The 14906-nt window shown below is 59.1% G+C and carries 13 protein-coding genes; 8 read left to right on the top strand and 5 right to left on the bottom strand.

Going from position 1 to position 14906, the window contains the following annotated elements:
* Positions 1-9: 9 nt before the first annotated feature.
* Both envZ and ompR read right to left on the bottom strand, forming a co-directional pair.
* The gene (gene envZ / locus BHE81_RS17240; protein ID WP_002920333.1) at positions 10-1365 is read right to left on the bottom strand and encodes a two-component system sensor histidine kinase EnvZ; all 1356 of its coding nucleotides are present in this window, start codon (positions 1363-1365) and stop codon (positions 10-12) included.
* Positions 1362-2081, bottom strand: a complete 720-nt coding sequence (ompR, locus tag BHE81_RS17245) for a two-component system response regulator OmpR (protein ID WP_001157751.1) — start codon at positions 2079-2081, stop codon at positions 1362-1364. The genes envZ and ompR overlap by 4 nt, the downstream gene beginning before the upstream one ends.
* Before the next feature lie 227 nt (positions 2082-2308).
* Between ompR and greB the strand changes: the two genes are divergently transcribed.
* The 5 genes from greB to feoC all read left to right on the top strand — a co-directional run bounded on the left by greB (position 2309) and on the right by feoC (position 8450).
* Positions 2309-2782 (top strand): transcription elongation factor GreB, encoded by a 474-nt coding sequence (gene greB, locus BHE81_RS17250; protein WP_002920503.1) that lies wholly within the window; start codon positions 2309-2311, stop codon positions 2780-2782.
* Positions 2783-2882: 100 nt separating this feature from the next.
* A complete protein-coding gene (locus BHE81_RS17255) occupies positions 2883-5213 on the top strand; it encodes a Tex family protein (protein WP_004150056.1) in 2331 nt (776 codons plus the stop codon).
* Positions 5214-5626: 413 nt separating this feature from the next.
* Positions 5627-5854: a ferrous iron transporter A gene (feoA, locus tag BHE81_RS17260; RefSeq protein WP_002920506.1), complete on the top strand. Its 228-nt coding sequence runs from the start codon at positions 5627-5629 to the stop codon at positions 5852-5854.
* 28 nt (positions 5855-5882) lie between these two features.
* On the top strand, positions 5883-8201 hold the full coding sequence (gene feoB, locus BHE81_RS17265) for a Fe(2+) transporter permease subunit FeoB (RefSeq protein ID WP_014906839.1): 2319 nt from the start codon (positions 5883-5885) through the stop codon (positions 8199-8201).
* A gap of 9 nt (positions 8202-8210) precedes the next feature.
* On the top strand, positions 8211-8450 hold the full coding sequence (feoC, locus tag BHE81_RS17270; RefSeq protein ID WP_002920509.1) for a [Fe-S]-dependent transcriptional repressor FeoC: 240 nt from the start codon (positions 8211-8213) through the stop codon (positions 8448-8450).
* A gap of 88 nt (positions 8451-8538) precedes the next feature.
* Here the strand turns inward: feoC and BHE81_RS17275 are convergent, their stop codons facing one another.
* On the bottom strand, positions 8539-8808 hold the full coding sequence (locus BHE81_RS17275; RefSeq protein ID WP_002920510.1) for a YdgH/BhsA/McbA-like domain containing protein: 270 nt from the start codon (positions 8806-8808) through the stop codon (positions 8539-8541).
* A 72-nt stretch (positions 8809-8880) separates the two neighbouring features.
* Positions 8881-9702, bottom strand: coding sequence for a pimeloyl-ACP methyl ester esterase BioH (gene bioH / locus BHE81_RS17280; protein WP_149888814.1), 822 nt, complete (start codon positions 9700-9702; stop codon positions 8881-8883).
* Between the two features lie 38 nt (positions 9703-9740).
* Between bioH and gntX the strand changes: the two genes are divergently transcribed.
* The 3 genes from gntX (at position 9741) to gntT (ending at position 12702) form a co-directional block, all read left to right on the top strand.
* Positions 9741-10415: a DNA utilization protein GntX gene (gene gntX / locus BHE81_RS17285; protein WP_004185961.1), complete on the top strand. Its 675-nt coding sequence runs from the start codon at positions 9741-9743 to the stop codon at positions 10413-10415.
* Positions 10416-10473: 58 nt separating this feature from the next.
* Complete coding sequence (gene nfuA, locus BHE81_RS17290; protein ID WP_002920540.1) at positions 10474-11049, top strand: Fe-S biogenesis protein NfuA; 576 nt, start codon at positions 10474-10476, stop codon at positions 11047-11049.
* Positions 11050-11385: 336 nt separating this feature from the next.
* Positions 11386-12702, top strand: a complete 1317-nt coding sequence (gene gntT, locus BHE81_RS17295) for a gluconate transporter (protein WP_002920542.1) — start codon at positions 11386-11388, stop codon at positions 12700-12702.
* A 102-nt stretch (positions 12703-12804) separates the two neighbouring features.
* Here the strand turns inward: gntT and malQ are convergent, their stop codons facing one another.
* Positions 12805-14898 (bottom strand): 4-alpha-glucanotransferase, encoded by a 2094-nt coding sequence (gene malQ / locus BHE81_RS17300; RefSeq protein WP_004185965.1) that lies wholly within the window; start codon positions 14896-14898, stop codon positions 12805-12807.
* Between the last annotated feature and the right edge of the window lie 8 nt (positions 14899-14906).

Consider the following 14906-nt stretch of genomic DNA (forward strand, 5'->3'; position numbering starts at 1 on the left):
CGGGCGCGATCAGCTCTCCCTGGCGGGTTTCATCGGCGCCAGCATCCGGTGCACCGGCAGCCAGGCGCGGATCAGTAACCCGCCGCGTTCGCTGGAGCCAATCTCCAGCCGGCCGTTGTGATTGTCGATAATACGCTGAACAATCGCCAACCCCAGCCCGGTGCCGCTGGTGCTGCGGGCGCTGTCGCCGCGTACAAACGGCTGAAACAGGTGCTCCCGCTGCTCAGGTTTAATCCCCGGTCCGTCATCTTCTACCTGGAACCAGGCCCGGCTCGCTTCGCTGCCGCTGCTGACCTTGATCCAGCCATTGCCATAGCGGGCCGCGTTGACCACCATATTCGCCAGCGCGCGCTTGATAGACAGCGGGTGCATACGTACCGGAATTTCGCCGGCCTGCAGGGCGGTGGCGATTTCCCGCTCATAGCCGCTCTCCGCAGCGATCACTTCCCCCAGCACCGCATTCAGATCCGCCAGCTCCATCGGCATCTCCTGCCCGGTGCGCAGATAGTCGATAAACTGCTCGATGATGGCGTTGCACTCTTCGATATCTTTGTTGATCGACTCCGCGAGATAGCCGTCCTGCTCGCCCATCATCTCGGTGGCCAGACGAATGCGGGTCAGCGGGGTTCGTAAATCATGACTGACCCCGGCCATCAGCAGCGTACGGTCATCAGCCAGCTGCTTCACGCCCGCCGCCATATGGTTAAAGGCGCGCGTCACCGAACGCACTTCGGAGGCGCCATACTCGCGCAGCGGCGGCGGAATAATACCGCGCCCGACCTGCAGCGCCGCGTGCTCCAGATCCACCAACGGGCGGTTCTGAATACGAATAAACAGCCAGGCGCCGCCTATCGCCAGCAGCATGATCGCCAGGGTATAGCGGAACAGCGGCGAGAAGTCGCCCTGATGGATCTCGGTCAGCGGCACCCGCACCCAGATATTGGGCGACAGCCAGGTCTTCAGCCACACCACAGGGGAGCTTTTATTGACCTCTACCCGCACCTCTGTGGGGCCACCAAGCTGATGGGCCATCTGCTGACTTAAGAATTCATAATGCTGCGCCCAGCGCAGGCCTGCGTCTTCCGCCGCTTCATTGGAATAGAGCGAAATCCCCAGCTCGCGATAAATTTCACGACGAAACGCCGGGGGCACCACCAGCTGGGTGCCATCCTCCAGCTGCAGTTTGTCGGTCATCAGCATACGCACTTCGTAGGCTAACACTTTATTAAACTGCTGGAGACTCGGCAGGATCGCGAAATTCAGTACCACCAGATAGGTCGTCACCAGGCTGACGAACAGCAAGGTGACGATCAGGAGCAGTGTGCGAGCAAAGGAGCTGCGCGGCGAAAAGCGCACGCGTTTCATGCCTTAGAACCGTCCGGGACGAAGACGTAGCCCAGACCCCAGACGGTCTGGATGTAGCGCGGATGCGCCGGGTCCTCTTCCACCATGCGGCGCAGGCGGGAGATCTGTACGTCGATGGAGCGCTCCATCGCAGAGTATTCGCGGCCGCGGGCGAGGTTCATCAGCTTATCGCGCGACAGCGGCTCACGGGGATGGCTCACCAGCGCCTTCAGGACCGCGAATTCGCCGCTGGTCAACGGCATCGGCTCGTCTTCACGGAACATCTCGCGGGTACCCAGGTTCAGTTTGAATTTACCAAAGGCGATAACCGCCTCTTCCTGCGACGGCGCGCCCGGCAGCTCGTTCGCCTGGCGGCGCAGCACCGCCCGGATGCGGGCCAGCAGTTCGCGCGGGTTAAACGGCTTCGGAATATAGTCGTCAGCACCGATCTCCAGACCCACGATCCGATCGACCTCTTCGCCTTTCGCCGTCACCATAATGATCGGCATCGGGTTACTCTGGCTGCGCAGACGACGGCAGATAGAGAGACCATCTTCGCCCGGCAGCATCAGATCCAGCACCATCAGGTGGAAGGATTCACGGGTTAACAGACGATCCATCTGTTCGGCGTTCGCCACGCTACGAACCTGGAAGCCCTGCTCGGTCAGATAACGCTCGAGCAGCGCACGCAGGCGCATGTCGTCATCCACAACCAGAATCTTATAATTCTCTTGCATTGTTTGTACTCCCAAAGGTTCACTGCAATAGTCAGTGCGTATTCTCAAAAAAGCCCGGCGCGCTCACCAGCTAAATCTGGTATATATTCCAGGCTAAATTGTTACAAAGCATATTTAACAGCAGGTTAAGTATACATTTAATCATAAGACACAGTATTTATCCTGTCGGTATTATTACGCGCTACAAATTGTGCGCAACGACAGACAGTCAGAAGGTTGAACTCACGATGAAAACGCCGCTGATCACCCGCGAGGGATATGAAAAACTGAAGCAGGAGATGGACTACCTGTGGCGCCAGGAGCGTCCGGAAGTAACCAAAAAGGTGACCTGGGCCGCCAGCCTCGGCGACCGCAGCGAGAACGCGGACTACCAGTACAACAAAAAGCGCCTGCGGGAGATCGATCGCCGGGTCCGCTATCTGACCAAATGTCTGGAACAGTTGAAAATCGTCGATTACTCGCCGCAACAGGAAGGTAAAGTCTTCTTCGGCGCCTGGGTAGAGATTGAAAACGATGAAGGCGATATCAAGCGCTTTCGCATCGTCGGTTACGATGAAATTTTTGGCCGCAAAGACTATATCTCCATCGACTCGCCGATGGCGCGCGCACTGTTAAAAAAAGAGGTTGGCGATCTGGCCATCGTCAACACGCCGGCGGGCGAAGCCAGCTGGTATGTCAACGAGATCGAATACGTTAAATAGACAAGAACTTTCCGAGAGACGCCCGGCGCGGCTGGTATTTTTTGCCGTCAGTCCGTATAACTAGTCCCTGTTTTTTGACCCTAAAGATGAATTAAAAGCCATGATGAATGATTCGCTCTGCCGCATTATTGCGGGTGAACTTCAGGCCAGAGCCGAACAGGTAGAAGCTGCCGTTCGCCTGCTTGATGAAGGGAACACCGTGCCGTTTATTGCACGTTATCGTAAAGAAGTCACCGGCGGTCTGGATGACACGCAGCTGCGTAATCTGGAAACTCGCCTCGGCTATCTGCGCGAACTCGAAGACCGTCGTCAGGCGATCCTCAAATCCATCGCTGAACAGGGCAAACTGACCGACGCGCTGGAAAAAGCCATCAACACCACGCTCAGCAAAACCGAACTGGAAGATCTCTACCTGCCGTACAAGCCGAAGCGCCGTACACGCGGGCAGATCGCTATCGAAGCCGGGCTCGAACCGCTGGCTGACCTGCTGTGGAACGAACCGGCCCACGATCCGGAAGCGGAGGCCGCAAAATATATTGATGCCGATAAGGGCGTAGCCGACAGCAAAGCGGCCCTGGACGGCGCGCGCTATATTCTGATGGAGCGGTTTGCCGAAGACGCCGCGCTGCTGGCGAAGGTCCGTGACTATCTGTGGAAAAACGCCCACCTGGTCTCCACCGTCGTCAGCGGTAAAGAAGAGGAAGGTGCTAAATTCCGCGACTACTTCGATCACCATGAACCGATCGCCACCGTGCCGTCGCATCGCGCGCTGGCGATGTTCCGCGGTCGCAACGAAGGCGTCCTGCAGCTCTCTTTAAACGCTGACCCGCAGTTTGACGAGCCGCCGAAAGAGAGCCACGGCGAGCAAATTATTATCGACCACCTGGGCCTGCGCCTGAATAACGCCCCGGCGGACAGCTGGCGTAAAGGCGTCGTCAGCTGGACCTGGCGGATCAAAGTCCTGATGCATCTCGAAACCGAGCTGATGGGCACCGTGCGCGAACGCGCGGAGGACGAGGCAATCAACGTCTTCGCCCGCAACCTGCACGATCTGCTGATGGCCGCGCCCGCCGGGCTGCGCGCCACCATGGGACTCGATCCGGGCCTGCGCACCGGGGTGAAAGTGGCCGTCGTCGACGCCACCGGTAAACTGGTCGCCACCGATACCATCTATCCCCACACCGGCCAGGCCGCCAAAGCGGCCGTCGCCGTCGCCGCGCTGTGTGAGAAGTACAACGTTGAGCTGGTGGCCATCGGCAACGGTACCGCCTCGCGTGAAACCGAGCGTTTCTTCCTCGACGTGCAGAAGCAGTTCCCGAAGGTCACCGCCCAGAAGGTGATCGTCAGCGAAGCCGGGGCTTCCGTTTACTCCGCCTCCGAGCTGGCGGCGCAGGAGTTTCCGGACCTCGACGTGTCGCTGCGCGGCGCGGTCTCCATCGCCCGCCGTCTGCAGGATCCCCTGGCCGAGCTGGTGAAAATCGACCCGAAATCCATTGGCGTCGGCCAGTATCAGCACGACGTCAGCCAGACCCAGCTGGCGCGTAAGCTGGACGCGGTGGTGGAAGACTGTGTGAACGCCGTCGGCGTTGACCTGAACACCGCCTCCGTTCCGCTGCTGACCCGCGTCGCCGGCCTGACCCGCATGATGGCGCAGAACATCGTCGCCTGGCGCGACGAGAATGGTCAGTTCCAGAACCGCCAGCAGCTGCTGAAAGTCAGCCGTCTGGGGCCGAAAGCCTTTGAACAGTGCGCGGGCTTCCTGCGTATCAACCACGGCGACAACCCGCTGGATGCCTCCACCGTTCACCCGGAAGCTTACCCGGTGGTCGAACGTATTCTGGCCGCCACCCAGCAGGCGCTAAAAGATCTGATGGGCAATAGCAGTGCGCTGCGCCACCTGAAGGCAGTGGACTTCACCGATGAGAAGTTTGGCGTCCCGACGGTCACCGACATTATCAAAGAGCTGGAAAAACCGGGCCGCGATCCGCGTCCGGAGTTTAAGACCGCGAAGTTCGCCGATGGTGTGGAGACCATGAATGACCTGCTGCCGGGAATGATTCTGGAAGGTGCCGTCACCAACGTCACCAACTTCGGCGCGTTTGTTGATATCGGCGTTCATCAGGACGGACTGGTACACATTTCGTCGCTTTCTGACCGGTTTGTTGAGGATCCGCACACCGTGGTGAAAGCGGGCGACATCGTCAAGGTCAAAGTGATGGAAGTCGATCTGCCGCGTAAGCGTATCGCCCTGACCATGCGTCTCGACGAGCAGCCGGGCGACAGCAACGCCCGCCGCGGCGGTGGTCAGGAGCGCCCGCAGGGAAATCGCCCGGCCGCGAAAGCCGCCAAACCCCGCGGTCGCGAGGCGCAGCCTGCCGGCAACAGCGCGATGATGGATGCCCTCGCCGCAGCGATGGGTAAAAAACGCTAAACTCTCCCTGCCCCTTTTTCAGGGGCAGTTTTTTTTCATGACCAGGCCATCGCCATCACACACAAAACAGGTTCAGTTGTTTCTGATAACCTGCTTTTATTCCATGCCTGAAAGGCAGCGAAATTAATATTTTCATTTCGTTAACTTCAGAAACCTTAATTAAACATTAGATCGCCGAAATAATATTTCGCGCATTTTTGATTACAGGCTGACTTTGCGGCATATCAATAAAAAGGTGATTTTCACTTTAAAAATAGCCTGCAGCGCATCATATGTATTGATGATAAAAACCATTCTCATTATCATCGATTACAGAACGTTTTTTTCTTTTTTCGTTGGCTACGGTCCCCGGCGCAACTGCCTCCAGGCGTCCGGAAAATTCTTCTTCGGTTAGCGATAGACAAGTAGGCCCTATGCAATTCACACCTGATAGTGCGTGGAAAATTACCGGTTTTTCTCGCGATATTAGCCCAGCATACCGTCAGAAACTGCTCTCCCTCGGCATGCTGCCCGGTTCCTCTTTTCATGTGGTTCGCGTGGCGCCGCTCGGCGATCCTGTTCATATTGAAACCCGACGCGTCAGTCTGGTATTACGCAAAAAAGATCTCGCCTTAATCGAACTGGAAGCGGTTGCACAATAACGGCTGGCCCGGCACAAGAGTCTGAAATATGCAAAAATTAACCGTTGGTTTAATTGGTAATCCTAATTCCGGCAAGACCACCTTATTTAATCAGCTGACCGGCGCTCGCCAGCGCGTGGGCAACTGGGCTGGGGTGACCGTTGAGCGTAAAGAGGGGATTTTCGCCACCACTGACCACCAGGTCACGCTGGTCGACCTCCCGGGAACCTACTCCCTGACCACCATCTCCTCGCAGACCTCGCTGGACGAGCAGATTGCCTGCCACTACATCCTGAGCGGCGACGCCGACATGCTGATTAACGTGGTCGATGCCTCCAACCTCGAGCGCAACCTCTATCTGACGCTGCAGCTGCTCGAGCTGGGGATCCCCTGCGTCGTCGCGCTGAACATGCTGGATATCGCCGAAAAGCAGCAGGTGCGGATCGATATCGACGCCCTCGCCGCCCGTCTCGGTTGCCCGGTAATTCCGCTGGTATCGACTCGCGGACGGGGGATCGAAGCGCTGAAGATCGCCCTCGACCGTCATCAGGCGAACAGCGATCTTGAGCTGGTCCACTATCCGCAGCCGCTGCTGCGCGAAGCTGACCTGCTGGCGCAGCAGATGTCAGCGCAGATCCCGCCCCGGCAGCGGCGCTGGCTGGGTCTGCAGATGCTGGAGGGCGATATCTACAGCCGGGCCTATGCCGGCGACGCCGCCGATAAACTGGATATCGCCCTGGCGAATCTCAGCGACGAGATCGACGACCCGGCGCTGCACATCGCTGACGCGCGCTATCAGACCATCGCCGCCATTTGCGACGCCGTCAGCAATACCCTGACCGCCGAACCAAGCCGCTTCACCGCCGCGATGGACAAAGTGATCCTCAACCGCTTCCTCGGGTTGCCGATTTTTCTCTTTGTCATGTACTTGATGTTCCTGCTGGCGATCAACATCGGCGGCGCGCTGCAGCCGATTTTCGATGCCGGCTCGGTCGCGATCTTTGTGCATGGCATTCAATGGCTGGGTTACACCCTGCACTTCCCGGACTGGCTGACCGTGTTCCTCGCCCAGGGGATCGGCGGCGGTATCAACACCGTGCTGCCGCTGGTGCCGCAGATCGGCATGATGTATCTGTTTCTCTCCTTCCTTGAGGACTCCGGCTACATGGCGCGCGCCGCCTTTGTGATGGATCGCCTGATGCAAGCCCTCGGCCTGCCGGGGAAATCCTTCGTCCCGCTGATTGTCGGTTTTGGCTGCAACGTGCCGTCGGTGATGGGCGCCCGCACCCTTGACGCGCCGCGCGAGCGTCTGATGACCATTATGATGGCGCCGTTTATGTCCTGCGGCGCGCGGCTGGCGATCTTCGCCGTCTTCGCGGCCGCCTTCTTTGGTCAGAACGGCGCGCTGGCGGTCTTCTCGCTCTATGTGCTGGGCATTGTGATGGCCATCCTCACCGGCCTGATGTTGAAGCACACCATTATGCGCGGCGAAGCCTCGCCGTTCGTGATGGAGCTGCCGGTGTACCACGTCCCGCATATCAAGAGCCTGATTATCCAGACCTGGCAGCGCCTGAAAGGCTTTGTGCTGCGCGCCGGGAAGGTGATCGTCATCGTCAGCATCTTCCTCAGCGCGCTGAACAGCTTCTCACTGAGCGGTAAGGTCGTCGACAACATCAACGACTCCGCGCTGGCCTCGGTGAGCCGGGTCATTACGCCGGTGTTTAAACCGATCGGCGTGCATGAAGATAACTGGCAGGCCACCGTCGGCCTGTTTACCGGCGCGATGGCGAAAGAGGTGGTAGTGGGTACGCTGAACACCCTCTATACCGCCGAAGATATCCAGAATGAGGAATTCAATCCGCAGACCTTCAGTCTCGGCGAAGAACTGCTCGCCGCCGTCGATGAGACATGGCAGGGACTGAAAGACACCTTCAGCCTCAGCGTCCTGGCCAACCCCATCGAAGCCAGCAAAGGCGATGGCGAAATGGCCACCGGCGCCATGGGGGTGATGGGCAGTAAATTTGGCAGCGCAGCGGCGGCATACAGCTACCTGATCTTCGTCCTGCTCTATATTCCCTGCATCTCGGTGATGGGCGCCATCGCCCGCGAATCAAGCCGCGGCTGGATGACCTTCTCCATCCTGTGGGGGCTGAATATCGCCTATTCGCTCTCGACGCTCTATTACCAGACCGTTAGCTTTAGCGATCACCCGCGCTACAGTCTGGTGTGTATCCTGGCGGTAGTGTTGTTCAACGTGGTGCTCTTCGGCCTGTTGCGCCGGGCGCGCAGCCGGGTGGACGTCTCGCTGCTGGCCACGCGAAAAACGCCGGCCTCCTGCTGTTCCAGCCCGGCTGGCGATTGCCACTAAGGAGGGACTGTGGCGTCGTTAATGGAAGTCCGCGATATGCTGGCCCTGCAGGGCCGCATGGAGGCGAAACAGCTCAGTGCTCGCCTGCAGACGCCTCAGCCGCTGATTGACGCCATGCTTGAGCGCATGGAAGCCATGGGTAAGGTGGTCCGGATCAGCGAAACGAGCGAGGGCTGCCTCTCCGGCAGCTGTAAAAGTTGCCCTGAAGGGAAAGCGGCGTGCCGGCAGGAGTGGTGGGCGCTGCGATGAAAGGAGTCAGGCCTGGTCGCGCAACGAGGTAAAACGAGTAAGACAGCTATGAAAAACGGGCCAGCAGGCCCGTTTTCTTATGACTGGATTATTTATAAACGTCAGCGTTCGCGTGTACGGTTTTTTCGTTTTTCTGCCCGGCAATCACCACAAAGTATTTCCCACCCAGCTCATCGGCTTTTTTCGACAGATCGCGTCGGGCATCCATCGGCGACGTCGTCCTGGAGGTCGTAATGCTACCGACCTTGGTCAGATTCATCTTCGCCACGTCTTCTTTTTGGATCTCTTTCGCGGCGAATGCGCCGAAAGAGAGGGTGCCTATCACCAGAGATGCAACCATTCCTGTAACAAGTTTCATAGCCTCTACTCTCCATAAGGTTGTTATTGTAGGTCACGGTGGCGGATTGAAATAATCAACCACCGTAACAACCTAAGTATTGCTAGGAATGGCCCTTTTACCATGGCGCGGCAAAAAAAATTCCCCCAGCCGCCTCTTCAGCGCCAGCAGCGGCTCGCAGAAGGCCGCGGGATGGGAAACAAACGGCGCATGCGCGGCCTTATCGAAGAGGATTGACTCGCTTTCCGGCCACAGGTCATCCAGCAACGGGACGATCTTGCGCGGCACCAGTCCATCCAGCCGGCCATACAGCCGCAGAAACGGCATCGGCAGCCTGACAAGCGCCTGACGCAGATCGACGGTTCTGAGGATCTCCAGTCCGCCATTCAGCGCCTCGGCGGAAGGCATCGGCAGCGAGAGCACCGCCTGCTTTAACGCCCGCGCATCCTGACGCGCGCTCTCTGTGCCCATGGTTTGCAGGGCGAGGAATCGCTCGACGGTGCGCTGGAAATCGTCGCTCAGCTGCTGCTGAAATCCGGCCAGCACCTCGGGCTTGATGCCGGGCCAGTCGTCACGAGCCGCGAAACAGGGGGAAGAGGCAACCGTCACCAGCGCCTGCACGCGTTCCGGACGCATAATCGCGACCTGGCTGGCCACCAGCCCGCCCAGGCTCCAGCCCAGCCACACCGCCTGTGGAGGGGCCTGCTCCAGCACCCGCTGCGCCATCGCCTCCAGCGACATCGCCCCAAACCCGCCGCTGCGGCCATAGCCCGGCAGATCCACCAGGTGGAGGGTAAAATGCGAAGCCAGCTGCGGCGTGATGCAATCCCATACCTGAGCGTTCAGCCCCCAGCCGTGCAGCAGCACAAGATGACAATCTCCTTCGCCGATTGTTTGCCACCAGATGTCGTTCATCCGTTACCGTTCTCTTTTTACTGGACAGAAGGCCAAATATGCTAACAGCACACAGCTTATGCTGGCTATGCCAAATGCCGCTGGCAGTCGCCCGCTGGGGGATCTGCTCCCGCTGCAGCCGCGCCCTGCTCGCCTGTCCCCCGCTCTGCCCGCAGTGCGGCCTGCCGGCGGCGGCATCCCGTCACCCCTGCGGCCGCTGCCTGCAAAAGCCGCCTCCCTGGCATCGGCTGGTGGCGGTCAATGACTATCGCCCGCCGCTGAGCGGTCTGGTGCAGCAGCTGAAATTTCACCATCGCCCGGAGCTAGGCCCCGCCCTCGCGCGTCTGCTGCTGCAGCGCCTTCTGCAGCGTGACGATTTGCCGCCAGTAGACGCTCTGGTCGGCGTGCCGCTATGGCATCGCCGTCGCTGGCGCCGGGGTTATAATCAGTGCGACGAACTGTGCCGACCGTTAGCCCGCTGGCGAGGATGCGTCTGGCATCGCGAAGGCCTGACTCGCCAGCGAGCCGGCGCCGTCCAACATTCGCTCAATGCCCGCCAGCGCAGGCAGAACCTGAAAAATGCCTTTCAGCTTGAATTTGCCGTGCAGGGACTCCATATCGCTCTGGTGGATGATGTCGTCACGACCGGCAGCACCGTCGCTGAGATATCCCGCCTGCTTTTGCGAAACGGCGCCGCGACGGTTCAGGTATGGTGTTTGTGCCGTACCTTGTAGACCCCCGCTGATGGGCGTATTATAACCCAGTAAAATAGTCAACTATTAGGCCAACGCTATGATCCGTATTTCCGATGCTGCACAAGCGCACTTTGCCAAACTGCTGGCAAATCAGGAAGAAGGGACGCAAATTCGCGTATTTGTGATTAATCCCGGCACCCCAAACGCTGAGTGCGGCGTATCTTACTGCCCACCGGATGCGGTGGAAGACACCGACACGGCGCTGAAATTTGAACAGCTGACCGCCTATGTCGATGAGCTCAGCGCGCCCTATCTGGAAGACGCTGAAATTGATTTCGTCACTGACCAGCTCGGCTCGCAGCTGACGCTGAAAGCGCCGAACGCCAAAATGCGCAAAGTCTCTGACGATGCCCCGCTGATGGAGCGCGTCGAGTACCTGCTGCAGTCGCAGATTAACCCGCAGCTGGCAGGCCACGGCGGCCGCGTATCGCTGATGGAGATCACCGACGACGGTCTGGCTATCCTGCAGTTCGGCGGCGGATGCAACGGCTGCTCGATGGTCGACGTGACCCTGAAAGAAGGTATTGAAAAACAGCTGCTGAACGAGTTTCCGGAGCTGAAAGGGGTTCGCGATCTGACCGAGCACCAGCGCGGCGAGCACTCCTACTACTAAACCCTTCCTCCGGCGGCAGCCTGCCGCCGGATCGCCGTGATCCATTCTGTGTTACCGCGCAACATCTCTCGCTAAACGACCGGCAAAAACCGGGGAAAGAGTATGACTTAAGTCTCATATTTAACATTTTCCCCCGTCAGGTGATTCTCAATCCTCACATGTTACCCGTATCATCCATTTCAGGCGCCACCGGCAAAAAAATAGCCAGCTATCCTTTCTCTGGGTAAGGATAATGCAAGCGTTTACGGTGCCAGACTATTTTGCTCCCTGACGGAGCGGATGCTCTACAGGTTCGAACTTTGACGTTACCCATAACAAATTAAGGCCAGGTAAATCATGCCATTAGTCATCGTTGCTATCGGGGTTGCCCTGTTGTTGCTGTTAATGATCCGTTTCAAAATGAACGGCTTCATTGCGCTGGTTCTGGTGGCGCTCGCCGTCGGATTAATGCAGGGTATGCCACTGGATAAAGTGATCGTCTCCATCAAAAACGGCGTTGGCGGCACCCTTGGCAGCCTCGCGCTGATCATGGGCTTCGGCGCTATGCTCGGTAAGCTGCTGGCAGACTGCGGCGGCGCCCAGCGTATCGCCACCACGCTTATCAATAAGTTCGGTAAGAAGCATATTCAGTGGGCGGTGGTCCTGACCGGCTTCACCGTTGGCTTCGCCCTGTTCTATGAAGTGGGCTTCGTGCTGATGCTGCCGCTGGTGTTCACCATCGCCGCCTCGGCCCGTATTCCGTTGCTGTACGTCGGCGTACCGATGGCAGCCGCGCTCTCCGTCACCCACGGCTTCCTGCCGCCGCATCCGGGTCCGACCGCGATCGCCACCATCTTCCATGCCGATATGGGCAAAACGCTGCTCTACGGCACCATTCTGGCTATCCCGACGGTTATCCTGGCGGGACCGGTGTTTGCGCGCTTCCTGAAAGGGATAGATAAGCCGATCCCGGAAGGCCTGCATAACCCGAAAGTGTTCACTGAAGAAGAGATGCCAGGCTTTGGCGTCAGCGTCTGGACCTCGCTGGTTCCGGTGATCCTGATGGCGATGCGCGCCGTGGCTGAGATGATCCTGCCGAAAGGCCACGCCTTCCTGCCAATTGCCGAGTTCTTCGGCGACCCGGTGATGGCCACCCTGATTGCGGTACTGATTGCCCTGTTCACCTTCGGTTTGAACCGCGGCCGCTCCATGGAGCAGATCAACGATACCCTGACCTCTTCGATCAAAATCATCGCCATGATGCTGTTGATCATCGGCGGCGGCGGCGCCTTCAAGCAGGTGCTGGTGGATAGCGGCATGGATAAATACATCGCCTCTATCATGCACGAATCGAACATGTCTCCGCTGTTTATGGCGTGGTCTATCGCCGCGGTGCTGCGTATCGCGCTGGGTTCGGCGACCGTAGCCGCCATCACCGCGGGCGGGATTGCCGCGCCGCTGATCGCCACCACCGGCGTCAGCCCGGAGCTGATGGTTATCGCCGTTGGCTCCGGCAGCGTTATCTTCTCCCACGTCAACGATCCGGGCTTCTGGCTGTTCAAAGAGTACTTTAACCTGACCATCGGCGAGACCATCAAGTCCTGGTCGGTGCTGGAAACCATTATCTCAGTCTGCGGCCTGGTGGGCTGTCTGCTGCTGGGGATGGTGGTGTAAGGTCACTCCCGCCACAGAAAAAGGCCGGTCCGCGTGAAGCGGGCCGGCCTTTTTTATCGGACATGCTCTTCGCCGCGCAGAGGAGCGCGCGGCAGGAAGTTATCAGGAGGCGGCTTTCTTGCTCGCCGCCTTGCGCCGTTTATCCAGATCCTTAATCAGCTTATTGACCCGTTCATCGGCAAACATCTGCTCCAGGGTGACGGACAGCTTCCGGCGCCAGTTCGGGTACTCGGTGCTGGTGCCCGGAATGTTAACCGGCGTCGCCATCTCCAGCCAGTCTTCCGGCTGCAGGCCCAGCAGGGCGCTGTTGCTGTCGGCAATATAACGCTGCATCCCCCGGTTGAGGATCCCCGTCATGCTCATCAGCGAGGCCTTATGGCCGGCGCGCTTGGGCAGACAGCCGTACTTATGCAGTGCGTCCAGCAGCCCTTGTTTCGCCAGCTCGCGGTCCTGGTACAGTCCGCGCAGCACCACCTCATCAGGATAGAGGCCCAGCGCTTTACCTAACGTCAGATCGCCGCTTTCCCAGTAGCCGCGGAGAGTGGGCAGGTCGTGCGTCGTCGCCACAGCCATTGATTGCTCCGGGTACAGCGCCGGCGCGCGGAACGTTTTCTCTGCATCACTCTCAAAATAGAGCACCTTATAAGAATAGACGCCGCTGTTGCGTAACTTGCTGACGATCTCCACCGGTACCGTGCCCAGATCTTCACCGATCACCATGCAGCGATGACGCTGGCTTTCCAGCGCCAGAAGCGACAGCAGATCGTCGACCGGATACTGAACGTAAGCGCCATGGTCGGCGGTTTCACCATACGGGATCCACCACAGACGCAGCACAGACATCACGTGATCGATGCGCAGCGCGCCGCAGTTCTGCATATTAGCGCGCAGCAGGTCGATAAACGGCTCATAGGCGCGGGCGGCAATGATATGCGGATCCATCGGCGGCAGGCCCCAGTTCTGTCCCAGCGGGCCCAGAATATCCGGCGGCGCGCCTACGGATGCTTTCAGGCAGTACAGTTCACGATCGCACCAGGTTTCCGACCCGCCCTCGGCGACGCCCACCGCCAGGTCGCGGTAGAGGCCGATCGGCATGCCGTCACGCTGGCTGGTTTCCCAGCAGGCGGCAAACTGACTCCAGGCCAGCCACTGCAGCCAGAGATAGAAACTGACGTCATCCTCATGCTCGACGCAGAAGGCTTTCACCTCCGGGCTGTCGATATCCTGAAAGGCCTTCGGCCAGGCCGGCCAGCCCCAGCGCAGCGGGTCCTGTTGTACCTGCCAGGCGTGCAGCGCATCGAAAGCCGCCTGCCAGTAGAGGCTTTCCCCTTCGCGCAGAACAAACTCGCGGAACGCTGCCATCTGCTCATCTTCACGACGAGAGAATTGTTTCCACGCCATACGCAGCGCGGTCATTTTCAGCGTAGTGACGGCGGTATAATCCACATCGTCCGTTTCCCGCGCCGCCTGCAGTGCCTGCTGCGTTGCCGGAGACTGCCACCACGCCTGCGCCTCTTCGCTACGCTGGAAATCTTCAACCGCGTTGACGTCGATATAAATAACGTTCAGCCAGCGACGTGAAGACGGGCTATAGGGGCTGGCGCTCTCCGGGTTCGCCGGATAGAGGGCATGAATCGGGTTAAGGCCAATAAACGACCCGCCCCGGCGGGCGATTTCCGGCAGCATGGCCCGCAGATCGCCAAAATCGCCGATCCCCCAGTTTTTCTCTGAGCGCAGGGTATACAGCTGCACGCAGGTGCCCCACAGCTTTTTCCCCTCTTTCAGCGGCTGCGGCTCATAGCAGCGGGCTGGCGCGACGATAGTCCGGCAGTGCCAGCGCTCCCCCTCCTGGGTGAGGGTCAGGGAGTGGTACCCCTCCGGCAGTTTGGCCGGCAGCGGCAGCGTCTCGCCGCCGCGGGTTTTCCCTTGATACTGCTTACCGTCCTCAGTAGTCAGGATCCACTGATACTCACCGCGTCCTGCCACCGGCAGCGACATTTTTTTGCCGTGAGTGAAAATTTTCACGTTCGGCAGCGGGTTAACCGCCACTTTCGTGGCGGCGGTAGAGCGATGCATCGCATCCAGCAGGCGCTGTTTGGTGACAGCCGCGATAGACTGCGGCTTGCCGTGCGCGTTGATATAGCTGGGGCTGATGCCCGCCGCCAGCGCGGCATTATCGAGGCGTTTACTCTCCATAGGCCTTC

Origin of the sequence: Klebsiella sp. AqSCr, assembly GCF_008452795.1 — a bacterium.
Classification (GTDB): domain Bacteria; phylum Pseudomonadota; class Gammaproteobacteria; order Enterobacterales; family Enterobacteriaceae; genus Klebsiella; species Klebsiella pneumoniae.